The organism is Exiguobacterium sp. KKBO11 (assembly GCF_001644945.1).
Lineage (GTDB): Bacteria > Bacillota > Bacilli > Exiguobacteriales > Exiguobacteriaceae > Exiguobacterium_A > Exiguobacterium_A abrahamii.
In genome coordinates, this window is the sequence record NZ_LUCU01000033.1 from 95,624 (window position 1) to 121,293 (window position 25,670).

Sequence of the window (25,670 nt, forward strand, 5' to 3'; positions counted from 1 at the left end):
ATCGGGAATTTAATAAATATCTAAACACTTCGAAGGAGGTGGGTGCGATGAAGAAGTCACGCAAGATGAGAGAGTGGAGTGAAGCGGGGCTTTTGGACGAAGCAACCGTCAAACGAATCATCGATTATGAGAACAATCGTAAGGAAAAGCAACGTCTACCGCTCTTGTTGATTGTAGGGGGTACGTTCGTCGTATTGGCTGTGTTCAGCTTTTTAGCCGCTAACTGGCAAGTCATGCCGATCGGATGGAAAATCGGACTTGTCGTAGCACTCATGTGGAGCTGTTACGTCATGGCGGATCTTTCGGAACGTCGGAGTATGTTGCATCCGATTGTCTTCCGAATCGGTGGAATCCTAGCGTTTGGCGCCTCGATTCTCGTCGTTGTTCAAAGTTTCCACTTGCCGATGGAAGGATCATTACTCGGATGGTGTGTGTTTGTCGCCGCGTTAGCGCATTATGTGCTTTGGCGTCATGAAGCATACGGTGTCGTCGCCTTCCTTTCCGGATGGACGATCTTCACGAGTCTCGGTGGTTTTGGTCAAGAACAGGCGAGTTATCTCGACTGGACATCGTTCGGTCTGATGGTCGTGCTGTCGTTCAGTTGGTTTTACTTCAGTCAACGTCTGCCATCGCTTTTGTTTAGCTGGCTGTTTCTCTTCTTCAGTGGTCTCTCCTTGTTTCTCCTTGTATCATATGACGGATTCCTGTGGCCGGTCTGGACGCTATTTTTACTCGTTCCCGTTCTCTGGCTTGTTCGTGAGGAGTCCAATCGCCGGATCGTCGAAATGGTCTATCTGGTCGTTGCTGCCATCAGTTCGATCGTCTATCTGTCTGTACGTGCGGAATCAAATGCCGCATTACCATCCATGACAGAAGCGATTCTGCTAGCTATCGTATCCATCGGGTTAGGAATTTTCCTCTATCAAAAACGTCGCTCCTTATTGTTTATCGTTCCGCTTGGATTCGTTGGAGTCCTGTGGCTTGATGAACAGGCCATTCTACTCGCCATTCTCGTTGAACTATCCGCGCTACTGTATCTGTTGTATCAAGAACGTCGTCATGCCGTCATCTGGCCAGCCTTCCTCTATTTCATTCTCGTTCAAATCGCGATATACGTCATCTATGCGTGGGATCGTTTGAACATGTCTTTGTTTTTCCTCATCGGTGCGCTCCTCATCTTCCTATTGTCCGGTGTCTTATGGTGGTTACGCCGTAGAGGAGGTGTGACGTCATGAAGCGCTATCTAATGCCTGTATTGCAGACGTGCGCCGTTGGTCTGTTGATCGTCAGCTTTTTTGCGACCTCCTGGTTCGGAACATCGTACCGTTTTCGGGCAGAGCCGTTTGATCCGTTTGATCCCGTTTACGGTGAATACGTGATGCTTCAGTATCCGGATTTAAAACCAGGTCCGACGATTCAAAATGGGCGTGTTTATGTCAGCTTCAAGACAGATGCTTCTGGTTATGCTCAAATCGACCGGATTTCGAATGAACGATTCTTCGGAAGTGTTGCTGGCGACTATTACGATCAATACGTGTCAATTCCACAGTTGACGCAGTATTATGTCGAACAGGGAAGCGGAAAACAATACGAGAAAGCTAAAGCACTAGAAGTCCGTGCGGATGTGTCACCATGGGGAACGATCCGGACGACGAATTTAAAAATTTCTGAATAAAAAGCCTTGCGTCAGGAATGAAACGGTTGTACGATTAATTTAAATTTTCAGACAACTAAATCTGCATGCGTAGACGGGAAGAGTAAAGTGATCAGAAATCGATAGAGAGTCTCTGTTGCTGGAAATGAGACGATTTCGTCATTTGAAGATGGTCCCGGAGCAGTCGGAAGAACGTGAACCGTGTTCATCAGTAGAACCGACCGGTAGGACGGATACCGTTAGCATTCCATGGAGTCTCGTACTCCTAGAGGTGGCTGAACGTGAGTTGAGCCATGAACGAAGGTGGTACCACGTGATCAGACATCACGTCCTGAGAGATGAGGGCGTGGTGTCTTTTTTTGTGAGGACGTTCGCGCAGGAGGAGGATGACGAGATGGCAGAAGCATTGGTATTGCAATCAGACTTTGGCGTGAGTGACGGGGCAGTGAGTGCGATGTATGGAGTAGCCCACAGCATCAATCCAGAGATTCGGATTTTTGATTTGACGCACGACATTCCGCCCTTCCACATTTGGGAAGCGTCCTATCGGTTACTGCAGACGGTACCGTACTGGACGGAGCAAACGGTGTTCGTTTCTGTTGTTGATCCAGGAGTCGGATCAAGTCGAAAGAGTGTCGTCGCGCGGACGCATGCGAATCAATACATCATCACACCGGATAACGGGACGTTGACGCATCTTTGGCAAGCCGGATACATTGCTGAAGTGAGGCAACTCGATGATCGACGGCATCGCTTACCGCGGATGGGGGAATCGTATACGTTTCACGGACGAGATATCTTTGCCTTCACGGGAGCTCGATTATCAAGCCATGTCATCACCTTCGAGGAAGTGGGACCTGTTTTACCTGCTTCGGACATCGTTTTGCTCGACCGGACAGTTGCCTCGTCGTCAGATACCGGTGTTACTGGTATCGTCGAGATTCTCGATGTTCGCTTCGGAAATGTCTGGACGAATATTCCGGTCGCTCTCGTCCGTCAGGCGGGTCTCGATATCGGCAGCCACGTCAAGGTAATGATTTCGTATCGGGAACGAATCGTCTATGAACAGACACTGCTCTTTGGTCATTCGTTCGCCGACGTACCAGTCGGTTCAGGCGTCGTTTACATCAATTCGCTAGATCAGATTGCTCTTGCCTTGAATCAAGGTTCGTTTGCGCATGCATTTGAGGTTGGGATCGGAAATGATTGGAGTGTTAACGTACAACAAATCAAAGGAGGAGATCGAACATGAAAGGATTTACGACAAAACAGATCGTCGCAACCGGGATCGGAGCAGCTGTATTCATCATTTTAAGTCGATTCGCTGCGATTCCGACAGGCGTACCGAACACGTCAATCGAGACAGCCTATGCATTTCTCGCATTCATGGCAGTTTTGTTCGGACCGGTCACAGCCGGTTTGATTGGTTTAATCGGTCATGGATTAAAAGATGCGATTTTATATGGTTCCCCGTGGTGGAGCTGGGTCATCGTCTCCGGCTTCGTCGGGTTTGGTATCGGATTGATCGCTAACCGGATTCGCTTAGAAGAAGGTGGATTGACGACACGTAAAATCGTCTTATTCAATGCGACACAAGCCATCGTGCAAGCGATCGGTTGGATCATCATTGCACCGGTACTCGATATCTTAATTTACTCGGAGCCAGCGAATAAAGTCTTCGTCCAAGGTGCTGTCGCTGCGACATCAAATATCTTGACAGTCGGTGTCATTGGAACGTTGTTGCTCGTCACGTATGCGAAAACAAGAAGTAAAGCAGGCAGCTTGAAACGCGAAGTTTGACCGAATGAGCTATGATCCTGTGCGAAGAGTCGGCAGGATCATAGCTCATTTGGCTTGGGGGGAGAAAGACATGACAAACGTGATTGAATTTCAGGATTTTTCATTTACATATCGGAGTCAGTCGGAACCGACACTCCGGCAGATTCAATTAACGATTCAAGCAGGAGAACGCATCTTAATCGTTGGACCGTCGGGTTCAGGAAAAAGTACGCTCGCCCAGTGCATCAATGGGTTGATTCCGTTCTCGTACCCTGGAACGTGGGAAGGACAGGTCCTGATCAAGGATCAGGATGCCCGGGAGTTATCGTTATTTGATCGTTCGTTGCATATTGGAACGGTGTTACAGGATCCAGATGCGCAGTTCGTCGGTTTATCGGTTGGCGAAGACATCGCCTTTGCGCTCGAGAACAAACAGACCAGGCGACCAGAAATGCAAGAAATCGTCGAACGCGTCGCACGAATGACGGACGTCGAGATGCTCTTGCAAGCACGATTGAATGATCTATCAGGTGGACAACGACAGCGGGCGGCATTAGCCGGAGTCCTCGTCGAAGATGCGGACATTTTACTGTTTGATGAGCCGCTCGCGAATCTCGATCCGGTAGCAGGACAAGAGGCGATGATGCTAATGGATCGTTTGCAGCGCGATACGAATCGCACACTGATCGTCGTCGAACATCGAATCGAAGATGTTCTAGTTATCCCGTTTGACCGCATCATCGTCATGGTCGATGGGGAAATCATTGCCGATGACCATCCTGATATTATCTTAAGCAATGGCGTGCTTCAACAAGCGATTTTACGTGAACCTCTCTATGTCAGTGCCGCACGCTGGGCTGGGCTTGCCGTTCAACCTTCAGACCAGCCTAGCCGCATCGATCCCTTTTTAAAGCGATTCAACCAGACGAACGTGTTGGAGCGTTTAGAGAAAGCTGCTCAAAAAGAGACTGAAACCTCTACTGCATTGCTTGAACTTGAGCAGTTGGCGTTTCATTATCGCCAAGGAACGCCAGTGCTTGAGAATGTGACAGCCTCTTTTCAAAAGGGAACGCTGACGACGATCGTCGGTCAGAATGGTGCCGGAAAATCCACGCTTGCGAAAGTGTTGAGTGGTTATCAACGGACGACAGGCGGTCGGATTTTACTGGACGGAACCGACATCACGAACCAATCGATCGCAGAGCGAGCAGGAACGATCGGATTCGTCCTGCAAAACCCGAATCATATGATTTCAAAACACCTCGTGCAGGAAGAAATTCGCTACGGGATGCAGGCTCTCGGATTGAGTGAGGCGGAAGAAAACGAGCGTCTCGAGCAGACGTTACGTCGCTGTGGATTGTATCCGTTTCGCAATTGGCCGATTCAGGCACTGAGTTTTGGTCAGAAGAAACGGGTGACGATCGCTTCGATTCTCGTTCGACGACCGGATATCTTGATTCTCGATGAACCAACAGCCGGTCAAGATTATCGGCATTATTCGGATATGATGGACTTTTTAGAAGGATTGAAGCAGGACGGAATGACGTTACTCATCATCACACATGATATGCACCTCGTCTTAGAATACAGCGATCAAGTCTGCCTCGTGCAAGCTGGGCGTATCCGTTATGCTGGAACATCATTTGGACTGCTGAATCAAGAACAATTACTGCATCACGCCCATTTAAAACAAACATCACTCTTTACGATAGCGCAATATCTCGATATAGACCCGGAACGATTCGTCGAGTCCGTGATTACGGCGGAGCGAAAGGAGCGGGAACAATGGCTGTAGAAATGCTTGGTTATATTGAAAAAACGTCACCGATTCATCGATTGACGGGAACGACGAAACTGATCGGATTCTTATTATTTACGACAGCAACGATGTTCACCTATGATACACGTGTCTTACTTGTAATGGGGTTAGTCAGTATCGTGTTATTCCGATTGTCGCGTATCCAGTTTCGGGAAGTCCGATTCGTCTTGATCTTTACAGCGCTATTCGTCCTGATTAATGCGCTCGCCGTTTATCTGTTTGAACCAGAGCAAGGCGTAGCAATCTACGGATCGCGTCACGTCTTACTTGAAGGAATCGGACGATTTACGATGACCGCAGAACAATTATTTTATCTGTTCAATTTAATCTTAAAATACAGTGTGATCGTTCCGATTGCTGTGTTGTTTCTCGTCACGACCCATCCGACGGAGTTCGCTTCTTCTTTGAATCGGATTGGTGTTCCGTATAAGATTGCCTTTGCGGTCTCCTTAGCGCTCCGTTATATTCCGGACGTTCAATCTGATTTCCGGACGATCGCGAACGCTCAAGAAGCACGAGGGATTGCTGTCTCACACGGCTCCCTTTGGCAGCGGGCACGCAATAGCATCCAGATTTTACTTCCGTTGCTATTTACGAGTCTCGAGCGGATTGAGACCGTCAGCAATGCGATGGATCTCCGTGGATTCGGTGCCGGACGAAAGCGGACGTGGTACAACCAACAGACGATGACACGAATCGATTATGTCGCGATCGGCTGTGTGCTACTTTTGACGGTTTTGTCATTCGTCGTCACTTTCTATGATGGTAATCGCTTTTATAATCCGTTTTAAAAATTAGATACGAAAAAGGCAGTGGATGCGTCCACTGCCTTTTGTCATATGACCAATCCGCTTACGCAGATCGTTTTTGATTTTCCCAACGAGGTGAATTCAACAGTTCAATCCATTTCTTGACGGCTGAGATCGTGATGACGATCGCGAGCAGTCCCATCGTTACGGACAAGACCGTATTCAAGATGCTGAACCCTGGAGAATCGGGATTCGCATAGACGTTTGCGACCATCCAGATATCCGCGAACGTTACTGTGATCAGAAGATAGACGAGCGGGATGAATGTCGTCAGCGCATAGACTTTTTTATCGGCGATTTTCAAGATGATCGTCGTTCCGATGATCAAGCCGATCGACGCCATCAGCTGATTCGATACCCCGAATAATGCCCAAATCGAACCGATGTCACCCGAAAACAGGAGATAGCCCCAGAAGAACGTCCCGAGTGCCGAAGCGAAGATCGCACCTGGAATCCAGTCGACACGTTTGAGTGGTTTGTAGAACTCCCCGAAGAAATCTTGAATCAAGTAACGGGCGACACGTGTTCCTGCATCGATTGCGGTTAAGATGAAGACCGCTTCGAACAAAATGACGAATTGGAAGAAGAAACCGGCAATTTCTTTGAACCATGGGATGGCGCGGAAGATGAACGTCATACCGACAGCGAGTGAGACGGCACCACCTGTTCGACCTGCCAGATCGAGACCGATTTCACGGGATAGATCATCAAGATAGACCGTGCTCATGCCGAGTGTCGCGAATACTTCAGGAGTTGAGTTGATGGCGAAGTAATCACCGACTTCAAGAGATGTCGCAGCGATCAATGCCATGACGGCAACGAGACATTCGACGAGCATGGCACCAAAAGCAACCGGTTTGATGTCACTCCACCGATTGATCATCTTCGGTGTCGTACCAGAACCTACGAAAGCGTGGAAACCAGAGATCGCACCACAGGCAATCGTGATCGAGATGAACGGCCAGACTGGACCAGCGATGATTGGACCACCACCATCAACGAACTTCGTAAATGCTGGGAATCGAATGTCCGGGTTGATGATGAAGACACCAACGATCAAAGCAAGGAAAACACCGATTTTCATAAAACTCGATAAATAGTCGCGAGGTGCGAGTAAGAGCCACACTGGCAGTGCAGCAGCAAAGAACGCATAAATCGGTAAAGCAATCGCGAGTTGACGGGATGAAAGGTCGAACCAGTCACCGATGAATGTTTCTGTTAACTGAGGACCAAAACCAATTGCCGCTAAAATCAGTAAGAAACCAACTGTTGAAGCAAGTGCTAGATTGCCACCTTTACGTAAGTAAATCCCAACGAACATCGCGATCGGAATCGTCGAGAAGACAGCGAATGTACCCCATGGGTTATGTTCAAGTGCGTGCAAAACGACCATCGATAGACCGGCCATCGTAATCGTGATGATGAAGAGCATCGCCAGACCGGCACAAAAACCAGCGACTGGTCCCAGCTCTTTTTTAGCGACTTCAGACAGCGACTGACCGTCTTGGCGCATCGAGGCAAAAAGAACCACCATATCATGGACCGCTCCACCGATGACGGCACCGATTAAGAGCCACAGTAAGCCGGGGAGATATCCGAACTGCGCAGCAAGGACAGGTCCGACGAGTGGACCGGCAGCAGCGATTGCCGCAAAATGGTGTCCGAACGAGACCCATTTGTTCGTTGGGACGTAATCTTTTCCATCCGCTAGTTTATGAGCGGGCGTTTCGCGATCATCTTTGATTTTTAAGACTTTCGCAGCCATGAACGTGCCGTAGAGACGATACGCGATTAATAAGATACAGATGACAGCAATAACGATTGGAGTAGCGCTCATCTAAAATTCCTCCTCTTGAATGAACTATGATGGATTTAGTATACAAGTTATGGAAGCGCTTTCTTTGATTTTTAGATGAGTTGTCGGTTTCGTTCGATGAAAGGTTGAAAATGGACCTTGAATCACAAAAAAGAAGCGCTCAAATACCGAGCGCTTCTTTCAGTAGTTTGACATACGTCCGACTGACTGGCACATCAATCTGATGAATTTTTAAATTATAGGCTCCGTTGAACCAAGGTTCGATGGCATCGATTGCTGATAAGTTGACGAGGTACGAGCGGTGAACCCGTAAAAAGCGATGATCTTGAAGCTTTCGTTCGAGTTCGAGTAAGGTCTCGTTCGATGGATACGCCTCATGTTCCGTGACGATCTTCGTCTTCCCGTTCTCAGCGACGATGTAATCGATATCTTGAGGAGACAATAATTTCAGTTGTTCGCCCGTCTCGACGGCTAAACGTTCAAGTCGAGGTGCTTTTTTCGGAAGCGGTCGCGCAACTTTTTCAATCGCACGGACAATCCGTGCCGGATCATATGGTTTCAAGATGTAGTCATAGGCATTGAGCTCAAACGCTTCAAGCGCATGAGCATCATATGCCGTCACAAACAAAAGAGCCGGAGGACGTGGCATCGATTTCAAGCGTTTGGCGACTTCAAGACCACTTCCGTCCGTTAGCTCGATATCGAGAAAGACTAAGTCGGGTTGAAGGGAGCGAACGAGTCGTTCGGCTTCCTCGACACTGCCGGTTTCCCCGACGACTTCAAGACCGGCTGCAGTGACGTGATAACGGAGCTCGTCACGTGCGAGCGGTTCATCTTCAATCAACAAGGTGCGCATGCTGGATCTCCTTTCTGACTTCAATCGGGAGACGAATCGCGATCGTCGTGCCGTTTTGACCGTCACTCGTGATCGTAAACTGTCCCTTTTCACCATATAAACTTCGAATCCGTTCTGCCGTATTGAATAATGCGGTACCGGTGCCCGAGGACGGAACGACTTCTCGACCGAGACGAGCAAGGCGCGAAGCGTCAATGCCGCGTCCGTTGTCGACGACTTCGAGACACAGCTGCTCTGCCTCACACCATGCCGTCACACCGACATATCCTGTCTGTTCAGAAGAAAACGCATGAAGGAACGCATTTTCGATCAACGGTTGTAAGATGAACGGTGGAACGAGTAAAGCCGTCGTCTCGTCTGCTAAATCAATGTCGAGAAACGGACGATTCGGAAAACGAGCGGCTTCAAGAGATGTGTATGCTTCGATGTGCTCGAGTTCCTTTTGGAGCGGAATTTTCGTCGATCGTGCGCCTTGGAGGTTACTGCGGAAGAACGTCGACAATTCGAGCAACAACGTGCGTGCTTGTTCGACATCCGTCCGGCACAGTGCATAAATCGTATTGATCGCATTAAACAGGAAGTGGGGATGAATTTGTGCTTCGAGTGCCCGGATCTCGGCATCTTTCAGTAAACCGGCTTGCCGCTCTGCATTCCCGAGTGCTAGTTGTGTCGAGAACAATTTCGCTAACCCTTCAATGAGTTCGACTTCGACGGCGTCGAGCAATTCGGCATGAGGATAATAGACTTTCAACGTCCCGATTGTCGTTTCCCCGACGATGAGCGGAGCGATGATGCCGGCTTGAAGCGGACAATCCGTTACGGGACAGCCGATATCGAGTCGTTCCGTCACAAGACGAACTTGTCCGTCCTGCAAGACATGCTCGGTCGGTTTCGTCGTCCAGTGACTGCCAGCTTGATGGTGGTCGCTCCCGATACCGATATGGGCCAGGATGACGGAACGATCCGTCAGTGAGACGGCTTCGGCTCGCGTTTGCTGCAACAGAATTTCCGCGACAGCTTCTGCCGTATGGATATGTAGACCACGCGTCAGATGCGGGAGCGTCAAATCGGCGATATGCAACGACCGTTCGGCTTCTCGTGCCCGAACCGTTTCCTCTTCTCGCGCAGCAAGGCGGATGATCGATAAGAACAACCAGACACCGAGGACGTTGATCAGTGTCATCGGTAAGAAGATGAACTGGACGAGTTCGACTGCCGCATCAAAGGGGCGGGCGAATAGTAAAATCAACGACATTTCAAACAGCATTAAAAAAGCAGTCAAACACACGGGCAATAACGCTTGGCTACTGAGGCGGTCGCGCCAATAGGAGCGTAAGAGACCGCTGACACCGCCGGCGATGACGGTGGAAAGCGCACAAGCGAACGCTGTGAATCCGCCGAGGGAATACCGGTGAACCCCGACGATGAGTCCGGTCATCAAGCCACCGAGCGGACCAGCGAGCAATCCGCTGATGACGACGATCATCGTTCGTGTGTTCGCAATCGCTGATGTTCCGTCGACTTCTTCGAGCCAAGCATGGGGTAAGAATTCAGCTAAGTCGACTTTGACCCCTGTATAGTTACTTAAAATGCCATACGTCGCAAAAAACAGGACGAGGACACGAAATTGCCAGCCCGCTTCCGGTTGACGCAGCAGCCGTCGTGTCGGTCCCCACTGGGCGAGGATGAACGCTAAGATGATCATGATACCGAGTCGTTCGAGTAAAAAAGGAATCAGTTCCAACATGTGCATTCCTCCATTCGAGTTAAGTGTAAACGCTCGCAAAACGGAGAGCAATGCCGGTATACAAAAAAGCCGTACTCGCTCGGTTTAAGAGAGAGTACGGCAGACTTACTTATTGTGCGTCTTTATCGAACGTGATCCGTGCGATCGCGTCATGTTGGTGAATCGTTTCTTCGTTACGGCATTCGACGTAGAACGAAGCGATTGGGTCCATTTCGTACAGGTCAGCAGCAATCAAGCGAACCATGTCTTCTACGAAACGTGGGTTTTCGTATGCCATCTCTGTCACGCGCTTTTCATCCGGACGTTTGAGTACTGGGTGAAGTGGCGCTGAGGCATTGGATTCAGCAGCATCAAGCAATGATTGTTTCCAGTCAAAGTCTTCTGCTTCATCACGTAACGATGCTTCCATCGTGACGTAACCACGTTGGTTGTGAGCACTGTATTCGCTAATTTCTTTTGAACATGGGCAAAGTGTCGTGACGTTGATCGTCAAGCCGACAGACAATGTCGCTTCGTCTGTTTCCGTGTTGACGCTGACCGTTTGCCATACTTCAGCATTCATCAAGCCGCTAAGACCTGTTGCAGGTGCTTTACGTGTGAAGAACCATGGATAACGGATCGTCAATTGACCTTCCGTTTGTTCCATGCGATCTGCTAAATCACGCGCGAATTGAATGAGTGACTCGTTCGTGACCGTCCAACCTTCGTTATGGTATTGATCAAGTTGCTCCGTTAAACGGCTCATGTTGATCCCTTTACGGTCTTGTACGAGTGATGTCGACAGTTCAAACGTCGCGACTGTCGCTTGTGTTTTGTCTCCGTCTTGGATGACGACAGGATGTTTGACGTTTGAGATTCCGACAGCATCTAGTGCAAACAGGAAGTTCTTCGGTGTATTTTGCAAGTCGACCATCTTATCTTTTTCAGTCGGTTTTGTTCCTTTGATTGGTGGTACCGAACCGAACAGCTTATGGCGCTCTTCTTTTGTTGGTAACGTAATCGGGTAGGTAGACATATTCATTGGCCCCTTTGTCCTTTTGTAGTGTTTCAATAGTAATAACATGACAGGAATGCTAGAGACGAGCAAGTCTGATGATTCCGCAAATGTGTTTCATCTTTTCATCGCTAGAAGTATTGTCTTGAATTTTATCACGAACGTTCGATAAACGAAACTCGCACGACTCAAAATCGACACATTCTATATCTATAGGAATAACTTACTTGCAATCGGGTATACTATCCTATAGTATATGTTCAGGTGAACGTGTAATCATTGTTTTTTCGTCATGGTCAATAATTGAAGTTTTTTATTTTACAGGTAGTAAGAGAAAGGGATGACAGAGATGGATTGGCAGTTACTATTACAGTATGCCTGGGTCGTACTCGTCTTGATCGCGCTTGAAGGATTACTTTCAGCGGATAATGCACTCGTACTCGCGGTCATGGTCAAGCACTTACCAGGAGAACAACAAAAGAAAGCACTTTTTTATGGACTAGCTGGAGCGTTCGTCTTACGATTCGCGGCATTGTTCGCGATTTCGTTCCTCGTCGATATTTGGCAAATCCAAGCACTTGGAGCGGCGTACTTGCTCATCATGGGACTACGGCATATTTATAAGACCGTTAAAGCCAGAAAGCTCGGTGAGAACCATGGGGCTGAAAATGAGCTAGATGAAGAACCGAAGTCGGAAGAGCCAGTTTCAAAAGGTGAATTCTGGCGGACAGTCGCGAAAATCGAATTCGCAGACTTAGCGTTTGCTGTCGATTCGATTCTTGCAGCAGTAGCACTTGCCGTTGCCCTTCCAAACTGGGGATCAGGCGAAATCGGTGGTTTGAACACAGGTCACTTCATCGTCATCTTAACAGGTGGTTTGATGGGTGTCGTCTTGATGCGTTTCGCAGCACGTGTCTTTGTTAAATTGCTCGCAGATCGCCCAGGTCTTGAGACAGCAGCGTTTGCGATTGTTGCCTGGGTTGGTGTGAAGCTAGCCGTTCTTGCGCTCGAACACCCGAAATACCACGCATCAATCGAAGGAACAATCTTTGAAGCCTTAAAACTTCCTGAAGGATTTGCCCACAGTACACCGTGGCAGGCTTTCTTCTGGACAGTCATGGTCGGTCTTGCTCTTTGGGGTTGGTTCTCTTCACCAAAAACGAAACCAAATCCAGATGCTGAAAAGAAAGTTGATCAAAACTTATAAGAAATGGAAACGATCCGTCGATGACGGGTCGTTTTTTTGTGTTAGGTTTTCTTAAACAATGGGAATAAAACACAAGGTTAAGTACTTGAGTCGAGCTTTCATCTTTTTCTTTCCGATCGACCGGCATATAATAAATAGACTGAACAATAAAGGGGATTCGTTAGTATGGATATTGGATTAATTACACAGTATGCGACCGTCGGGCTCGTACTGATCATTTTGCAAGGATTACTATCCGCCGACAATGCGATGGTCATGGCGGTCCTCGTCCGACCGTTACCAGACGATCAACGTAAAAAGGCGCTTTTCTATGGTCTCGTCGGAGCACTCGTCTTACGTTTCGTGGCAATCTTCTTTGCTTCGTACTTAGCGACGATTTGGGAACTTCAAGCACTCGGGGCGATTTATCTCTTTTATGTCGCGTTTAAAGGAATCGTCGAGGCACGATCGAATAAACACCAAGTACCGGACACGATTGCCTCACAAAAAGCCTCACCGAACTTTTGGTGGACGGTCGTGAAAGTTGAGTTCTCTGATTTAGCGTTTGCGGTCGATTCAACGCTTGCCGCTGTCGCGATGGCGACGACACTACCGATGATTGGTGGAACGATCGGTGGTTTGAACACAGGACAATTCTGGGTCGTCTTTTTCAGTGGGATCATCGGTCTTGTCATCATGCGTTACTTCGCGAGCTGGTTCGTCGTCTTGCTCCAAAAGCGACCAGGCATCGAAGAAGCTGCCTTTTGGCTTGTTGCATGGGTTGGTGTAAAACTGGTCGTCATGACACTCGCGCATCCGTCAATCGACGTCTTGCCGCATGAGTTTCCAGAGAGTACACTATGGCAAACGATCTTCTGGGTCGTACTTGCTCTGATTTTAATCATTGGTTGGTTCCGTAGCGGAAGCAGTTCAACCAAATCAGCAAAATAATACAATGGCGGGCAGGGTACTCTCTGTCCGTCTTTCGTTAGGAGAGATTTCATGCAAAACGGTAATTTCATTCGAATGCTGACGCGGATGCAAAACGTTCCACGGTGGGATGAATATGCACCACGTTTTCCGGATAACGCAGCCAGTCACAGCTTTCGTGTTGCCTTATTCAGTTTGATGGCAAGCTATTTAGAAGAAGCAGACGGGCAAACACCAGTCGATCGCCTGACATTGCTCGGAAAAGCTCTATTCCATGACATGAACGAAGTCATCACCGGACCAATCAAACACCGGACAAAAAAAGAGCCAACGTTACATGCACACATTCAGGCAATGGAACAACAAGCAAGTGAACAGCTCGTTGCCTTACTCTCAAAGTCGCTTCAACCAGCGTTCACGACATACCTCGTACATGCAGAAGATGAATCACCGGAAGGACGGATCGTCGAAGCCATCGATACGTTCGATGCGATGTTGTACGCACGAAGGGAAGCACGGATGACAGAGTCCGTCTTTTTCGAACAAAAGGCAGCGGAATTACAGGCTGTTCTGGAACGACATCCACTCGTTTCGATCCGTCGCTTGACACAGTCGGTCATGGAAGAGGACGAGATGTCTCATTTCATTGAAAACGTCTTGATGATGGATACGATTCGGCGCTGGAAAGGACGTTTCAACACGATTGATGATAACGACGCGACACATGCGTTTCGAGCAGCCTCGCTTGGTATCTTCAATGGTCTGATTGAATCAGAGAAGTACGGCGTCACGATCGACATCGAAGAAGTCGTCTCGCGTCTCTTGTGTCATGATCTCGTTGAAGGAACGACAGGAGATGTTCTTGGACCTGTCAAACATGCGACACCGGTCACAGCAGCAGCCTTCGAAGCTTACGAACGGGCAGAAGGAGAGACGTTGATCAATAATCTACCGAAAGAAATCCGAGCACCGTTCCGTCGGTTCGTCGTTGAAGCAAAAGACGAGACATACGAAGGACAGATGGTCGATGTGATCGATAAACTCGACGCATTGATTAAAATGAACATGGAACGGAAGTTGAACGGGGTCGAGTATGAGACCGGTTACCGCGCACAACTTAAAAAGGTTCAGATGACATATGAAAATCCATCGGTCGTCTTTTTCCTCGCTTATGTCTTGCATGATTTGGATTACGTGACGTCATGACGAAAGAAACCATGACCCCACGCCGCTTAACGTTGATCTTGATCCTCGGTTCGCTTGCTGCGCTCGGACCGCTCTCGATCGACATGTATCTACCTGCTTTTCCAGATATGTCACGCTCGTTTGATGCGAGTGCATCACTGATTCAATTGAGTTTGACGGCTTGTATGCTCGGAATGGCGCTCGGACAATTGATTGTTGGTCCGCTGAGTGACGTTCGCGGACGTAAACGACCGCTGATGGTTGCTCTGCTCGCATATCTGCTCGCTTCTCTCGCCTGTGCGATGGCACCGACGATCGAAGTGTTGATCGCGCTTCGATTCATCCAAGGGGCAGCTGGAGCGTCAGGAATCGTCATTTCCCGGGCAATCGTTCGTGACTTGTTTGACGGACCTGAATTGACGCGGTTTTTTGCTGCCTTGTCACTCGTCAACGGAACAGCACCAATTCTCGCACCCGTCATCGGTGGACAAATTCTTCGGTTCGGTGACTGGCATTTCGTCTTCTACTTGCTTGCGATTTTAAGCACGATGATGTTACTTGCTGTCGCACTCCGTTTACCGGAAACACTTCCGCTTGATAGACGTGTTGAAGGAAACCTGACGACGACGTTGAAGACGTTCGGACGTTTGTTGACGGATCGCGTCTTCATTGGCTATGCGTTCGCGCAAGCATTCGTCATGGGCGCGATGTTCGCCTACATCTCCGGTTCACCGTTCGTCTTACAAAATATTTATGGCGCTTCGCCGCAACAGTTCAGTTTTTTGTTCGGTTTAAACGGAATCGGAATCATCTTAGCAGCACAGATTGCTGGTCGCCTTGCGGGTCGTGTCGATTCAGAGCGGCTGATGCGAATCAGTTTGACGATCGTTGCGAGTGCGAGCATCTTATTGTTCCTCGCCTTGACGTTAACGAATCAGCTGATCTTCGTCATGATTCCACTGTTTTTCGTCGTTTCAAGCGTCGGTTTGATCTCGACGCTCGGTTTTACCTTAGCGATGCAAAATTACGGAGCAACGGCAGGCAGTGCCTCGGCTCTTCTAGGGCTCTTGCCAATGCTCGTCGGTTCGCTCGTGTCACCACTCGTCGGGATCATGGGAGAGCAATCGGCTGTTCCGATGGGGTTGATCATCATGACCTTAGATTGCCTGGCGCTCATCCTCTATTACGGTCTGATTGTTCGTCGACCAAATCGTTCATAAACGCTAATTATTCAAAAACGTTTGTCCTCTGTATGGGACGAGCGTTTTTTCTTTTAATGAAAGGAAAAGAAATGGAATTCATTTTGAAACATTTTCTAAAAAATAAGCGTAGAAGAGAAAGAAAGCCAGTACTTCAGAAAGGAGTGGAGCGATGAAGCAGGAGTTGCAGCGTGAACGAGAACCGTCGATTGAGGCAAGATTAGCACGTCATTTTGCCGCACAGAAAAAATACTTACGCCGTCAAGAAGAGGCAATCGATCAACGAGACAAAGAATTGGCTCGTTTATTGTTTGAGGAAAACCGGACTGCTTATCTAAGGGCTTACCACGAACTGTATGGCTCACATCCTTACATCGAGGTGAACGAAGATGGACGTTAGTACACTTTATTTATATGCGTTAGCGGCCGCTGCTTGTGGTGTGTTTGTGTCCATCCTATTCTCAGACGTCATTCCAGGCGTCGACCAAATCTTTCATCCCACGTTGATCTTATCTTTTGTCATCATCACGTCAGCGATCGGATTCGGACTCGAACAGCTCAGTCCGCTTCGTTCGATATTGATTTTAATCATCAGTAGTGTGATTGCGTTATTAGTGACGACGCTGATGCATATCTTTTTATTCGTTCCGATGGCACAAGCCGAACAGTCGCTTGGATTTTCGGAACAGATGCTAGAAGGACGCAGTGCAACCGTCATCGTGCCGATTCCGACTGAAGGATATGGTGAAATCTTACTCGATGACGTCTCAGGACGCGTATCGAAGTCAGCCGTCCTGTTTGAAGGACCTGCTTTACCACAAGGCACGAAGGTGCTCGTCATCGAGATCAAACAAGGCGTCGCGTCTGTCGTGACGTATCCCCATCAATGGAAAAAGGAGATGTTTTTATGAATCCAGTATTAATCGTATCGATCGTCGCGGTCGCGTTGATCGTTGCATTGATCGTCTTATTCATTACGAAGTACCGAACGGTCGGTCCAGAAGAAGCGTTGATCGTATCCGGTAGTTATCTCGGAGGACGCAACGTCAATACCGATGAGTCCGGCAACCGAGTAAAAATTATTCGAGGTGGCGGAACATTCGTGTTACCTGTCTTCCAACAGGCGACACCACTAAGTTTGTTGTCGAGTAAACTCGAAGTCACGACACCTGAAGTCTATACGGAGCAAGGTGTACCGGTCATGGCTGACGGTACAGCGATCATCAAGATTGGTAGCTCGATTTCTGAGATTGCGACGGCAGCGGAGCAGTTCCTCGGAAAATCAAAGGAGGAGCGAGAAGGCGAAGCGCGTGAAGTTCTTGAAGGACACTTGCGTTCGATTCTCGGTTCGATGACCGTCGAAGAAATTTATAAGAACCGTGATAAGTTCTCACAAGAAGTCCAGCGGGTCGCTTCACAAGATCTTGCGAAGATGGGACTCGTCATCGTTTCGTTTACGATCAAAGACGTCCGTGACAAGAACGGATACTTAGAGTCACTCGGGAAACCGCGGATTGCACAGGTGCGCCGAGATGCGGACATCGCAACAGCGGACGCGGAAAAAGAGACACGCATCAAACGGGCGGAAGCTTCAAAAGATGCGAAAAAAGCAGAACTCGAACGTGCGACAGAAATCGCTGAAGCGGAAAAAGAAAATCAATTGAAGATGGCAGATTACCGCCGTGAACAAGATATCGCGAAGGCGAAAGCCGACCAAGCGTATGATCTTGAGAATGCACGCGCGCAACAAGAAGTCACCGAACAACAGATGCAAATCAAAATCATCGAGCGTCAAAAACAAATCGAGCTCGAAGAACGCGAAATCCTCCGTCGTGAGAAACAATATGATGCGGAAGTCAAAAAACGCGCCGATGCCGATCGTTACTCGATTGAGCAAGCTGCCCAAGCGGACCGTGCGAAGCAATATGCGGAAGCAGATGCAACGAAATACCGGATCGAGGCATCGGCAAAAGCAGATGCAGAACGAATTCGTCTGGATGGTCTTGCGAAAGCGGACGCGGAGCGGGCGCAAGGGGAAACAGAAGCGGAGATCATTCGTTTGAAAGGTCTTGCGGAAGCAGAAGCAAAAGAAAAAATCGCGCAGGCGTTCGAACAATTCGGACAAGCAGCGATTCTCGACATGGTCATTCGGATGATGCCAGAGTACGCGAAAGAGATTGCAGCACCACTCGGCAACATCGATAAAATCACAGTCGTTGATACAGGTAGTGGTGAAGGTGGCGGTGCGAACCGTGTCACCGGTTACGCAACGGATTTGATGGCGTCACTGCAAGAAACGTTAAAAGCGTCGTCAGGATTAGATGTCAAAGAGTTGATCGAGAACTTCTCCGGTAAAGGAACAGCAAAACCGTTGACGGTCAACTTGAATTCCCATGATGCGGTGGCAGCGTCGAAAACAGAAGACTGATGGCAATCCGCGTCTTATTGATTGTGTTCGCACTCCTGCTTTTTCATGTCGCTTGGCCGCTTCCATGGTATGCACTGGCGGTACTAGGTGGCGTCATTGGAATCATCAAAGGGTACACATCGGATGACGGAATCGCGAATATATTTAACATGAAGAAGGTATCTTACTCACTTTACGATCGACAAACACGTCAGGAAGCCGTTCTCGCTTTGATGTGCAGTTTGCTGACGGTCGACTTCCCGTACTGGTTCGCTGGGGTGACGACAGGAATCACGTGGCGTGATGTCGGATATGTTGGTTTCGAAGTAGTATCGACACTTCTGTTCGCTTATGTCTTATTCCGTTTCTTATGTCTGAATCTATTCCGACCATTCTTGGGGTCTGAAAGAAGGGAGCAAAGAAATGGATAGTTTATTTCTACTGCAAGAGCGTTGGATGCTGTTGCTTCCGTTCCTCGTCGTCTTCTTGATCAACGTCGGGTTATTGACTGCCCTTCTTAAGAAGCGACGTGATTTACCGAAACTGTTAGTCTTCGGAATGGGTGGGATGGCGATCGTGTTCATCGTCTCTTCGCTTGGATTAAGCATGGCACTGCTGTTCTTTGGATACAATTCATAAAAAACGGAGCTGATTCAAAAATCAGTCTCTATAAAGATAGGGGTGGCAGAATGATGATCTGCCACCCCTATCTTGTAATAAAAAGAATGACGCGTCACACGCAACTCCTACAGGAATAAGCGCATTTATGCGCTATCAGAGACAAACAAGACCCGTTTTCCTGCTTGAATGAAGCAGGAAAACTGGCTTGTGTCTCGCCTGAGGAAAGGGCGTGAACAGACGAGTCATTTTTTTTGAGTCAGACTTGTTTTAAATGAAGTAAGAATGAATGCTGTTAACGTGGAAGGTCATACCCAATGACGACGAGTCCCGGTCCAGTATGTGAACCGATCGCTGCGCCGGCGATCGTCAAGATGACTTCGCTTGGTGAAAACTGTGCTTCAATCAATTGTTTTAATTGTTCTGCCCGTTCAATCGAATCCCCGTGACCAATGATGATCCGGTGTCCGTCAATCGCTGGACGTGCTTCTTCCATCCACTCGACGATCCGGTTCATGACTTTTTTCTGACCACGGATCTTCTCTTTTGGAATCAATTTCCCGTCTTCGACTGTCAACAGTGGCAAGATCGATAAGAGACCACCAATGAAGGCACTGGCACGAGAAACCCGTCCACCGCGCATCAAATATTCGAGTGATTCGACTGTAAACAGATGACGAATCGTATTCACCTTGGCTTCAGCATAAGCCACTGTTTCTTCAAACGAATGCGTTTGTGCGTATTCTGCGACGTCGAGAACGAATAGTCCTTGTCCTGTCGAAGCGGTTTTCGTATCGAGTACCAAGTAAGGAACGTTCGGATATTTTTCGGCGAGTTCTTCCGCGAGCATCTTCGCGGTTTGATATGTTCCCGATAATTCGCTCGAGAAGGCGAGGTAGAGGAAGGGATCCCCTTGTTCGAAGTGACGCGTGAACACCTCGACCATCCGGCTGACTTCGACCTGGAATGTCTTCGGTGCTGCACCGTCACGCATCTTATCATACAGTTGTTTTGGAGATATCGATTCTCCGTCGAAGAACGTGTCTTCGTCGATCAATACGCCGAATGGCATGACCGTAAAATCATAAGCATCTAACATGTCTTTTGGTGCATCAGCACCACTGTCTGTGATCAATCGGATCATCACGTTCTCTCCTTTCTTAACCTAGGGCTTTTTCGTTTCGATCAAGCATCCGACTCAAGTTGACGCCGAAACGCTCATTCTCGAGTTCCGTCAAAGTTGCGGGCGTCAAATCAGCGCCGAGCGCAAGTAACGCTTCATATGCACGACGTAAGCACTCCTCGACTGTCAATGGAGTACCAAGCAGTTCCTCGAGTGACGCCATCGTTTCCGGCACGACGGTCGGATAAACGAATTTCGTCGTTTCACCTTGAAGCGCTGCCTCGTAAAAGTCACGGACTAAAGCGGCGCGTTGACTTCCACTTCCGTTGACACAAAGATAGATTTGAACGGCAACTCCGCCACGGACACGACGCTGGGAGATACCAGCGAATTTTTTACCCGCAATCGATAAGTCATAAGAACCGGGACAATACGATCCGACGACTTCACCAGCGACAATCGCGTCCGTTTCTTGTGCGAACATGCGGCGGACGAGCGCAAGCATCGCTTCGTAACCACTGTCGATATCGATGCCACCGCGTTCCGGTAGGACGAGTGAAATATTCAAGACACCGGCGTCGAGGACGACGGCAAGACCACCTGAGTTACGGACGACGGGCGAGAAACCATGTTCATGCAGGACGGCTACACCGTCAGCAAGATAAGGAAGTCGGGCATCCTGAATGCCGAGGACGACGGTTTCGTGGTGAATCCAAGAGCGGAGTGCGGCTCCTTCTGTTGCAACGGAAGCACATAATGTGTCGTCCATCGCAAACGATTGTGTCGCATGGAAAGCAGTTCCGAGTGACGTTTGATCAAAAATACGATAATGTTCTTGTTTTAAGAGTTCGATTCCCATAGGCTCGTTCCTTTATTGTAGATTTGCGACATCATTATAGCACAGGGTGTGTAAAGTTTCTGTGCGAAGCGCCGCGGGAGACAGGAATCCTTGGAAACAAAACCGAACAACAACGACATAGACACGATTTAAAGGAGAGAAACATATGTATCAATCATTAGGACAATTAAAGGAAACGAAGGTCTTCAAGGATCCGGTTCATCGCTATATCTATGTCAGTGATCAGTTGATTTGGCAACTGATCGGTACACGTGAATTTCAGCGACTACGCCGAATCAAACAACTCGGAACATCCTTTTTGACGTTTCATGGAGCAGAGCACACACGGTTCCATCATTCGCTCGGTGTCTATGAAATCACGCGTCAACTGATCGATGTCTTCAACGGTCGCGCCGATTGGGACGATCAGTACCGGGAGTTGACGCTGGCTGCGGCACTCTTACACGATGTCGGACACGGTCCGTTTTCGCACGCATTCGAGAACGTCTTCGGTGTCAACCATGAGACGTGGACAGAGCGGATCATTCTCGGGGATACGGAAATCAAGAAAGTCCTCGACCAAGTCGGCGACGGATTTGCGGAAGAAGTGGCATCGATCATCAACAAGACGCACCCGAATCAACTGCTCGTTACGATGATCAGCTCACAACTCGACGTTGACCGGATGGATTATTTATTGCGCGATGCGCACTTTGCCGGTGTCAGCTACGGAAAATTCGATCTCGAGCGGATGCTTCGGGTATTGCGTCCAGCCCATAATCAGATGGTCGTCAAACAGTCCGGAATGCATTCGATCGAAGACTACATCATGCGGCGGTATCAGATGTATTGGCAAGTCTACCTACATCCGGTGACACGTTCGAGTGATTACCTATTAAAAGCTATTCTCGAGCGGGCGCAGGAGTTGTACCTGTCCGCATATCCGTTTGCCATCGCACCGATCCATTTGATGCCGCTATTTGATCAGAAGATGGAGTTGCGTGATTTCCTTGGGCTGGATGAGACGATCGTCTACTTCTATTTTCAGCAGTGGGCGAACGAGCAGGATTCGATCCTTGCGGATCTCTCGAGGCGATTCGTTGACCGAAAGTTGTTCAAGTATGTCGATTATCCGGCTGAAAAACGTGAACTCGTCCACGATAAGTTGTGTGAGTTGTTCGAAGCAATCGGCTTGAATCCGACGTATTATCTGCTTGAAGATAAACTCAGTCGTCTTCCTTACGATTTATATGGAGACAACGGGGAAATCAGCAAACAACCGATCATGTTACAGATGAAGGATGGACAGATGAAAGAAATTTCGCAAGTTTCACCACTCGTTCAAGCCATTGCGACGTCACGCCAGACTGATGAGAAGCTGTTCTTCCCGCAAGAAATTTTGCATGACTTGCGCGAACATGCGAATGAGAAGATGCAGATCGACCAGTTATTGATTGGCAGCGTGACATCATGATATCGTCCGCTGTCCTTACGAAAATCTTGCAACAGCTTGGACAGGAGGGAGGAGAGGTCGAAGTCTTAAAAGGCGCGACATCCTCCCTTGTTTTTCGAGTCGGTGAGGGAATTCTTCGCGTCCATACGAATCAAGACTGGCTACATGAGGAGCCGGATCTTGTCTTGCATGAAGTGTTTGCGTTACAAGCAGCAAGTGACTTAGCACCAGATGTGTTGGACTATCAAACCGATGTTAGAGACGAAGTCCCGCCGTGGTTATATATGACCCGCTCGCCGGGAGAGATCCGGCTTGATCAGGTGGATGAGCAATATGTCGATCGACTGGCACAAATACTTGCGGCGATCCATGCGCTACCGGTACCAGAATCTCGGTATGTCTATCAGCCGTATGCGACAGAGCGTCACGTTCCGACGTGGACGCAGCATCCGGAGAGATGGCGTCAGCTACTGGCGGTTGAACCGGACGAAAGTCAAACGATCCGATTCATTCATCGGGATTTTCATCCGGTCAATGTGTTATACGAAATGAATGGAACGTGCCATACGATTGATTGGATTAATGCGTGTGTAGGTCCCATTGAAGTCGACCTTGCGCATTGTCGTTTGAATCTTGCCTTGCTTGAATCCATTGAGATGGCGGATCATTTTTTAAAAAGTTACCTCAAACAGACGAACCGTTCTTACGATCACGCTTGGGATATTCGGGCTGTTTTTGATTTTGGATCTGAAACGATCGACGTCTATCCGGGGTGGAAAGCATATGGAAGGCAAAACCTTAGTCAGGACAATGTTCGGGAACGCTTGGAAAAGTTTGTCTTGAAAGTCTATGAAAATAACGAAAGCGGTTACTAAATGAACTTTTCCTCTTGTAGTTCTTCGAAATATTGATTATTCTATTACTTGGAAAGAGATTAAACGTCAGACATCGTACGAATGTACAACTGATAAACAACTAATAGATAGAGGGGTACTTCATGAAATATCTTATCGCACTACTCGGACTGGCTATCGTTTTCGGCTTGGCACTCCTTGTCAGCAGTAACCGTAAAGGCATCAAATTGAAACCGCTTGCGGTCATGCTAGTTCTTCAGCTCGTACTTGGGTTCATTTTACTCAATACATCGTTCGGATATATCGTCATTCGTGGCGTTGCGAAAGTCTTTGAAAAACTGCTTAGTTATGCGGCAATCGGAATTGATTTCGTCTTCGGTGGTTTAGCGAACGAAGGCGCACAACCATTCTTCATCAATGTCTTGTTACCGATCGTCTTCATCTCTGCTTTGATCGGGATTCTACAATTCACGAAGATTTTACCACTTTTAATGCGCGGTATCGGTTTCGTCCTATCAAAAGTCAACGGTATGGGACGTCTTGAGTCTTACAACGCGGTTGCTTCAGCTGCGATCGGACAATCAGAAGTATTCATCACAGTCAAAAAACAAATCGGTCAATTACCAGCAAACCGCCTCTACACATTGTGTGCGTCAGCGATGTCGACGGTTTCGATGTCAATCGTCGGTGCATACATGACGATGGTCGAACCGAAATATGTCGTTACAGCAATCGTCTTGAACTTGTTCGGTGGTTTCATGATCGTCTCGATCATCAACCCATACACGGTTGATCCGGAAGAAGATATTCTTGAAATCGTCGAAGAAAAACAAACATTCTTCGAAATGCTCGGCGAATACATCATGGATGGATTCAAAGTCGCAATCATCGTTGGTGCGATGTTGATTGGTTACAATGCCTTGATCGGAATGGTCAACGATATCTTCTTGATGGTTCTAAACATCTCGTTCCAAGAAATCCTCGGATACATCTTTGCACCGTTCGCTTTCATCATGGGTATTCCATGGGCGGAAGCTGTCAGTGCCGGTAGTGTCATGGCAACGAAATTGATCACGAACGAATTCGTTGCGATGTTGAGCCTTCCAGAGTACTCAAAAGAATTCTCGGAACGCACACTCGGAATCGTGTCTGTCTTCTTGATCTCGTTTGCGAACTTCTCGTCGATCGGAATCATCGCTGGTGCGGTTAAAGGATTGAACGACCGCCAAGGAAGCGTTGCGGCTAGTTTTGGTCTGAAGTTACTCTACGGCGCAACACTCGTCAGTGTCTTAACGGCAATCGTCGTCAGCGTCTTGCTGTAATCGTTACACATATGAAAGAGCAATGGATCAGCAGATCCATTGCTCTTTTTGTTTTTCATTCAGTTGATCCATGCGAAGCAATCCCGACACGGACGCGATGATGGGTTCCGTCACGATAAACTTCAAAGGCGAACTGGGCGACGTTTTCCCGGGGAATCGGACCTGTCGGTGCAGTGAAACGTGTCGTCTCGATTAACAGGTCGTCAGCAGCAAGTGCGTTGTCTTCGGTCAGTTGTGTTGGACAGATGACGGTGAAGTCGACGTCTGCATCCTTTAGGGTCAGATAAGCTTTCAAGTGATCCTCGGCTGCAATCGTCGAGCGTCGACGGGACTCACTCGATTGGAAACGATACTTCCCAGGTTCTTCTGATGCATCGAGAATGCCTGCTGTACCGATGAAGACGATCCGTTCGATGCCTGCTTCCTTCATCTTCGTGACAAGATGCGGAATCGCTGTCGAGAGGACCTGCTGTTGATCGGTACCGAGACAACTGAAGACAGCGGTGCTTCCTGCGAGTGCTTGTTCGAGATCCTCTGGATTTGTCGCATCTCCTGTCAGGACGTGAAGTCGGTCATGGACGGGTAAGTCCGGTGACGTGGAACGTACGAGTGCAAGAACATCGTAGCCGTCTTCTAATAACCGATCAATCAAAGGTCGACCCGTTCGACCGGTCGCACCAAGTACAGTAACAGTAGTCATAAGTTTTCCTCCTTAGAGATCAAGTAGATGGGAAAAAGAGACGTGCGGTAACGACCGGACGTCTCTTTTTGGTTATTTATCCGCGAACATGACGCCAGCTTGACCGTAATCCGTTTTTTCCATCTCTTCGATGAAGACCGTGATGTTTTCTTTAGGAGCATTCGTCGTTTCCGACACCGCTTCCGTGACTTTTTCAATCAAAGCGCGTTTTTGTTCGACTGTACGACCCGATAACATTTTAACCGTAACATATGGCATGACTTCATTTCCCCCTCTAACATGATGACGATACGCCATCAGTATAGCGCATTCGATAGGGGATTCGTCAATTCGAACATCGTTTTCGAAAAAGAAGGGTATAAGGTAGGAGCTATTATTGTC

26 protein-coding genes are annotated in these 25,670 nt (G+C 48.4%); 18 read left to right on the top strand and 8 right to left on the bottom strand.

From position 1 onward, the window contains the following. Positions 1 to 47: 47 nt before the first annotated feature. From AYO36_RS11530 to AYO36_RS11555, 6 genes are all read left to right on the top strand, one after another. Positions 48 to 1,235: a DUF2157 domain-containing protein gene (locus tag AYO36_RS11530; RefSeq protein ID WP_064300496.1), complete on the top strand. Its 1,188-nt coding sequence runs from the start codon at positions 48 to 50 to the stop codon at positions 1,233 to 1,235. Next, positions 1,232 to 1,675: a GDYXXLXY domain-containing protein gene (locus AYO36_RS11535; RefSeq protein ID WP_047391952.1), complete on the top strand. Its 444-nt coding sequence runs from the start codon at positions 1,232 to 1,234 to the stop codon at positions 1,673 to 1,675. Before AYO36_RS11530 ends, AYO36_RS11535 begins: the two co-directional genes overlap by 4 nt. Before the next feature lie 373 nt (positions 1,676 to 2,048). Further along, on the top strand, positions 2,049 to 2,906 hold the full coding sequence (locus AYO36_RS11540; RefSeq protein ID WP_064300497.1) for an SAM hydrolase/SAM-dependent halogenase family protein: 858 nt from the start codon (positions 2,049 to 2,051) through the stop codon (positions 2,904 to 2,906). Next, positions 2,903 to 3,454, top strand: a complete 552-nt coding sequence (locus AYO36_RS11545) for an ECF-type riboflavin transporter substrate-binding protein (RefSeq protein WP_058704610.1) — start codon at positions 2,903 to 2,905, stop codon at positions 3,452 to 3,454. Before AYO36_RS11540 ends, AYO36_RS11545 begins: the two co-directional genes overlap by 4 nt. Before the next feature lie 70 nt (positions 3,455 to 3,524). After that, a complete protein-coding gene (locus AYO36_RS11550) occupies positions 3,525 to 5,228 on the top strand; it encodes an ABC transporter ATP-binding protein (RefSeq protein WP_064300498.1) in 1,704 nt (567 codons plus the stop codon). After that, positions 5,219 to 6,043, top strand: a complete 825-nt coding sequence (locus AYO36_RS11555) for an energy-coupling factor transporter transmembrane component T family protein (protein WP_064300499.1) — start codon at positions 5,219 to 5,221, stop codon at positions 6,041 to 6,043. The genes AYO36_RS11550 and AYO36_RS11555 overlap by 10 nt, the downstream gene beginning before the upstream one ends. A 61-nt stretch (positions 6,044 to 6,104) precedes the next feature. On the opposite strand, the gene AYO36_RS11560 is transcribed toward AYO36_RS11555, so the two are convergent. From AYO36_RS11560 to folE2, 4 genes are all read right to left on the bottom strand, one after another. Beyond that, a complete protein-coding gene (locus tag AYO36_RS11560) occupies positions 6,105 to 7,898 on the bottom strand; it encodes a carbon starvation CstA family protein (RefSeq protein WP_023466771.1) in 1,794 nt (597 codons plus the stop codon). Between the two features lie 139 nt (positions 7,899 to 8,037). Beyond that, entirely contained in the window at positions 8,038 to 8,733 is a 696-nt protein-coding gene (locus tag AYO36_RS11565; RefSeq protein ID WP_029343193.1) for a LytR/AlgR family response regulator transcription factor, read from the bottom strand. Next, positions 8,714 to 10,480, bottom strand: coding sequence for a LytS/YhcK type 5TM receptor domain-containing protein (locus AYO36_RS11570; protein ID WP_064300500.1), 1,767 nt, complete (start codon positions 10,478 to 10,480; stop codon positions 8,714 to 8,716). The genes AYO36_RS11565 and AYO36_RS11570 overlap by 20 nt, the downstream gene beginning before the upstream one ends. Before the next feature lie 109 nt (positions 10,481 to 10,589). Beyond that, entirely contained in the window at positions 10,590 to 11,495 is a 906-nt protein-coding gene (gene folE2 / locus AYO36_RS11575; protein WP_023466774.1) for a GTP cyclohydrolase FolE2, read from the bottom strand. 328 nt (positions 11,496 to 11,823) lie between these two features. Here folE2 and AYO36_RS11580 point away from each other — a divergent pair, with 328 nt between their 5' ends. The 9 genes from AYO36_RS11580 to AYO36_RS11620 all read left to right on the top strand — a co-directional run bounded on the left by AYO36_RS11580 (position 11,824) and on the right by AYO36_RS11620 (position 19,020). Further along, complete coding sequence (locus tag AYO36_RS11580) at positions 11,824 to 12,681, top strand: TerC family protein (protein ID WP_041255251.1); 858 nt, start codon at positions 11,824 to 11,826, stop codon at positions 12,679 to 12,681. Positions 12,682 to 12,846: 165 nt separating this feature from the next. Then, the gene (locus tag AYO36_RS11585; protein WP_029343196.1) at positions 12,847 to 13,611 is read left to right on the top strand and encodes a TerC family protein; all 765 of its coding nucleotides are present in this window, start codon (positions 12,847 to 12,849) and stop codon (positions 13,609 to 13,611) included. Between the two features lie 51 nt (positions 13,612 to 13,662). Continuing rightward, complete coding sequence (locus AYO36_RS11590) at positions 13,663 to 14,796, top strand: YfbR-like 5'-deoxynucleotidase (RefSeq protein WP_023466777.1); 1,134 nt, start codon at positions 13,663 to 13,665, stop codon at positions 14,794 to 14,796. Continuing rightward, positions 14,793 to 15,995, top strand: coding sequence for a multidrug effflux MFS transporter (locus AYO36_RS11595; RefSeq protein WP_064300501.1), 1,203 nt, complete (start codon positions 14,793 to 14,795; stop codon positions 15,993 to 15,995). The genes AYO36_RS11590 and AYO36_RS11595 overlap by 4 nt, the downstream gene beginning before the upstream one ends. A gap of 151 nt (positions 15,996 to 16,146) precedes the next feature. Further along, positions 16,147 to 16,374 (top strand): hypothetical protein, encoded by a 228-nt coding sequence (locus AYO36_RS11600; protein WP_064300502.1) that lies wholly within the window; start codon positions 16,147 to 16,149, stop codon positions 16,372 to 16,374. Continuing rightward, the gene (locus AYO36_RS11605) at positions 16,364 to 16,885 is read left to right on the top strand and encodes an NfeD family membrane protein (protein WP_064300503.1); all 522 of its coding nucleotides are present in this window, start codon (positions 16,364 to 16,366) and stop codon (positions 16,883 to 16,885) included. Before AYO36_RS11600 ends, AYO36_RS11605 begins: the two co-directional genes overlap by 11 nt. Beyond that, positions 16,882 to 18,402, top strand: a complete 1,521-nt coding sequence (locus AYO36_RS11610) for a flotillin lipid rafts scaffold protein FloT (protein ID WP_023466783.1) — start codon at positions 16,882 to 16,884, stop codon at positions 18,400 to 18,402. The genes AYO36_RS11605 and AYO36_RS11610 overlap by 4 nt, the downstream gene beginning before the upstream one ends. Then, complete coding sequence (locus tag AYO36_RS11615; protein ID WP_064300504.1) at positions 18,402 to 18,812, top strand: hypothetical protein; 411 nt, start codon at positions 18,402 to 18,404, stop codon at positions 18,810 to 18,812. Before AYO36_RS11610 ends, AYO36_RS11615 begins: the two co-directional genes overlap by 1 nt. Beyond that, positions 18,805 to 19,020, top strand: a complete 216-nt coding sequence (locus tag AYO36_RS11620) for a hypothetical protein (protein ID WP_029343203.1) — start codon at positions 18,805 to 18,807, stop codon at positions 19,018 to 19,020. The genes AYO36_RS11615 and AYO36_RS11620 overlap by 8 nt, the downstream gene beginning before the upstream one ends. 274 nt (positions 19,021 to 19,294) lie before the next feature. Here AYO36_RS11620 and AYO36_RS11625 read toward each other — a convergent pair whose 3' ends face one another. Further along, positions 19,295 to 20,143: a DegV family protein gene (locus tag AYO36_RS11625; protein WP_064300505.1), complete on the bottom strand. Its 849-nt coding sequence runs from the start codon at positions 20,141 to 20,143 to the stop codon at positions 19,295 to 19,297. Positions 20,144 to 20,159: 16 nt separating this feature from the next. Continuing rightward, complete coding sequence (gene lipL, locus AYO36_RS11630) at positions 20,160 to 20,981, bottom strand: octanoyl-[GcvH]:protein N-octanoyltransferase (RefSeq protein WP_064300506.1); 822 nt, start codon at positions 20,979 to 20,981, stop codon at positions 20,160 to 20,162. A gap of 145 nt (positions 20,982 to 21,126) precedes the next feature. On the opposite strand from lipL, the gene AYO36_RS11635 reads away from it, so the two are divergent. The 3 genes from AYO36_RS11635 (at position 21,127) to AYO36_RS11645 (ending at position 24,589) form a co-directional block, all read left to right on the top strand. Then, complete coding sequence (locus AYO36_RS11635; protein ID WP_064300507.1) at positions 21,127 to 22,434, top strand: HD domain-containing protein; 1,308 nt, start codon at positions 21,127 to 21,129, stop codon at positions 22,432 to 22,434. Beyond that, a complete protein-coding gene (locus AYO36_RS11640) occupies positions 22,431 to 23,288 on the top strand; it encodes a phosphotransferase family protein (RefSeq protein WP_064300508.1) in 858 nt (285 codons plus the stop codon). The genes AYO36_RS11635 and AYO36_RS11640 overlap by 4 nt, the downstream gene beginning before the upstream one ends. 122 nt (positions 23,289 to 23,410) lie before the next feature. Beyond that, complete coding sequence (locus AYO36_RS11645) at positions 23,411 to 24,589, top strand: NupC/NupG family nucleoside CNT transporter (RefSeq protein ID WP_023466789.1); 1,179 nt, start codon at positions 23,411 to 23,413, stop codon at positions 24,587 to 24,589. A 55-nt stretch (positions 24,590 to 24,644) separates the two neighbouring features. On the opposite strand, the gene AYO36_RS11650 is transcribed toward AYO36_RS11645, so the two are convergent. Then, positions 24,645 to 25,289: an NAD(P)-dependent oxidoreductase gene (locus AYO36_RS11650; RefSeq protein ID WP_064300509.1), complete on the bottom strand. Its 645-nt coding sequence runs from the start codon at positions 25,287 to 25,289 to the stop codon at positions 24,645 to 24,647. A 72-nt stretch (positions 25,290 to 25,361) separates the two neighbouring features. After that, the gene (locus AYO36_RS11655) at positions 25,362 to 25,547 is read right to left on the bottom strand and encodes a 2-hydroxymuconate tautomerase (RefSeq protein WP_023466792.1); all 186 of its coding nucleotides are present in this window, start codon (positions 25,545 to 25,547) and stop codon (positions 25,362 to 25,364) included. Between the last annotated feature and the right edge of the window lie 123 nt (positions 25,548 to 25,670).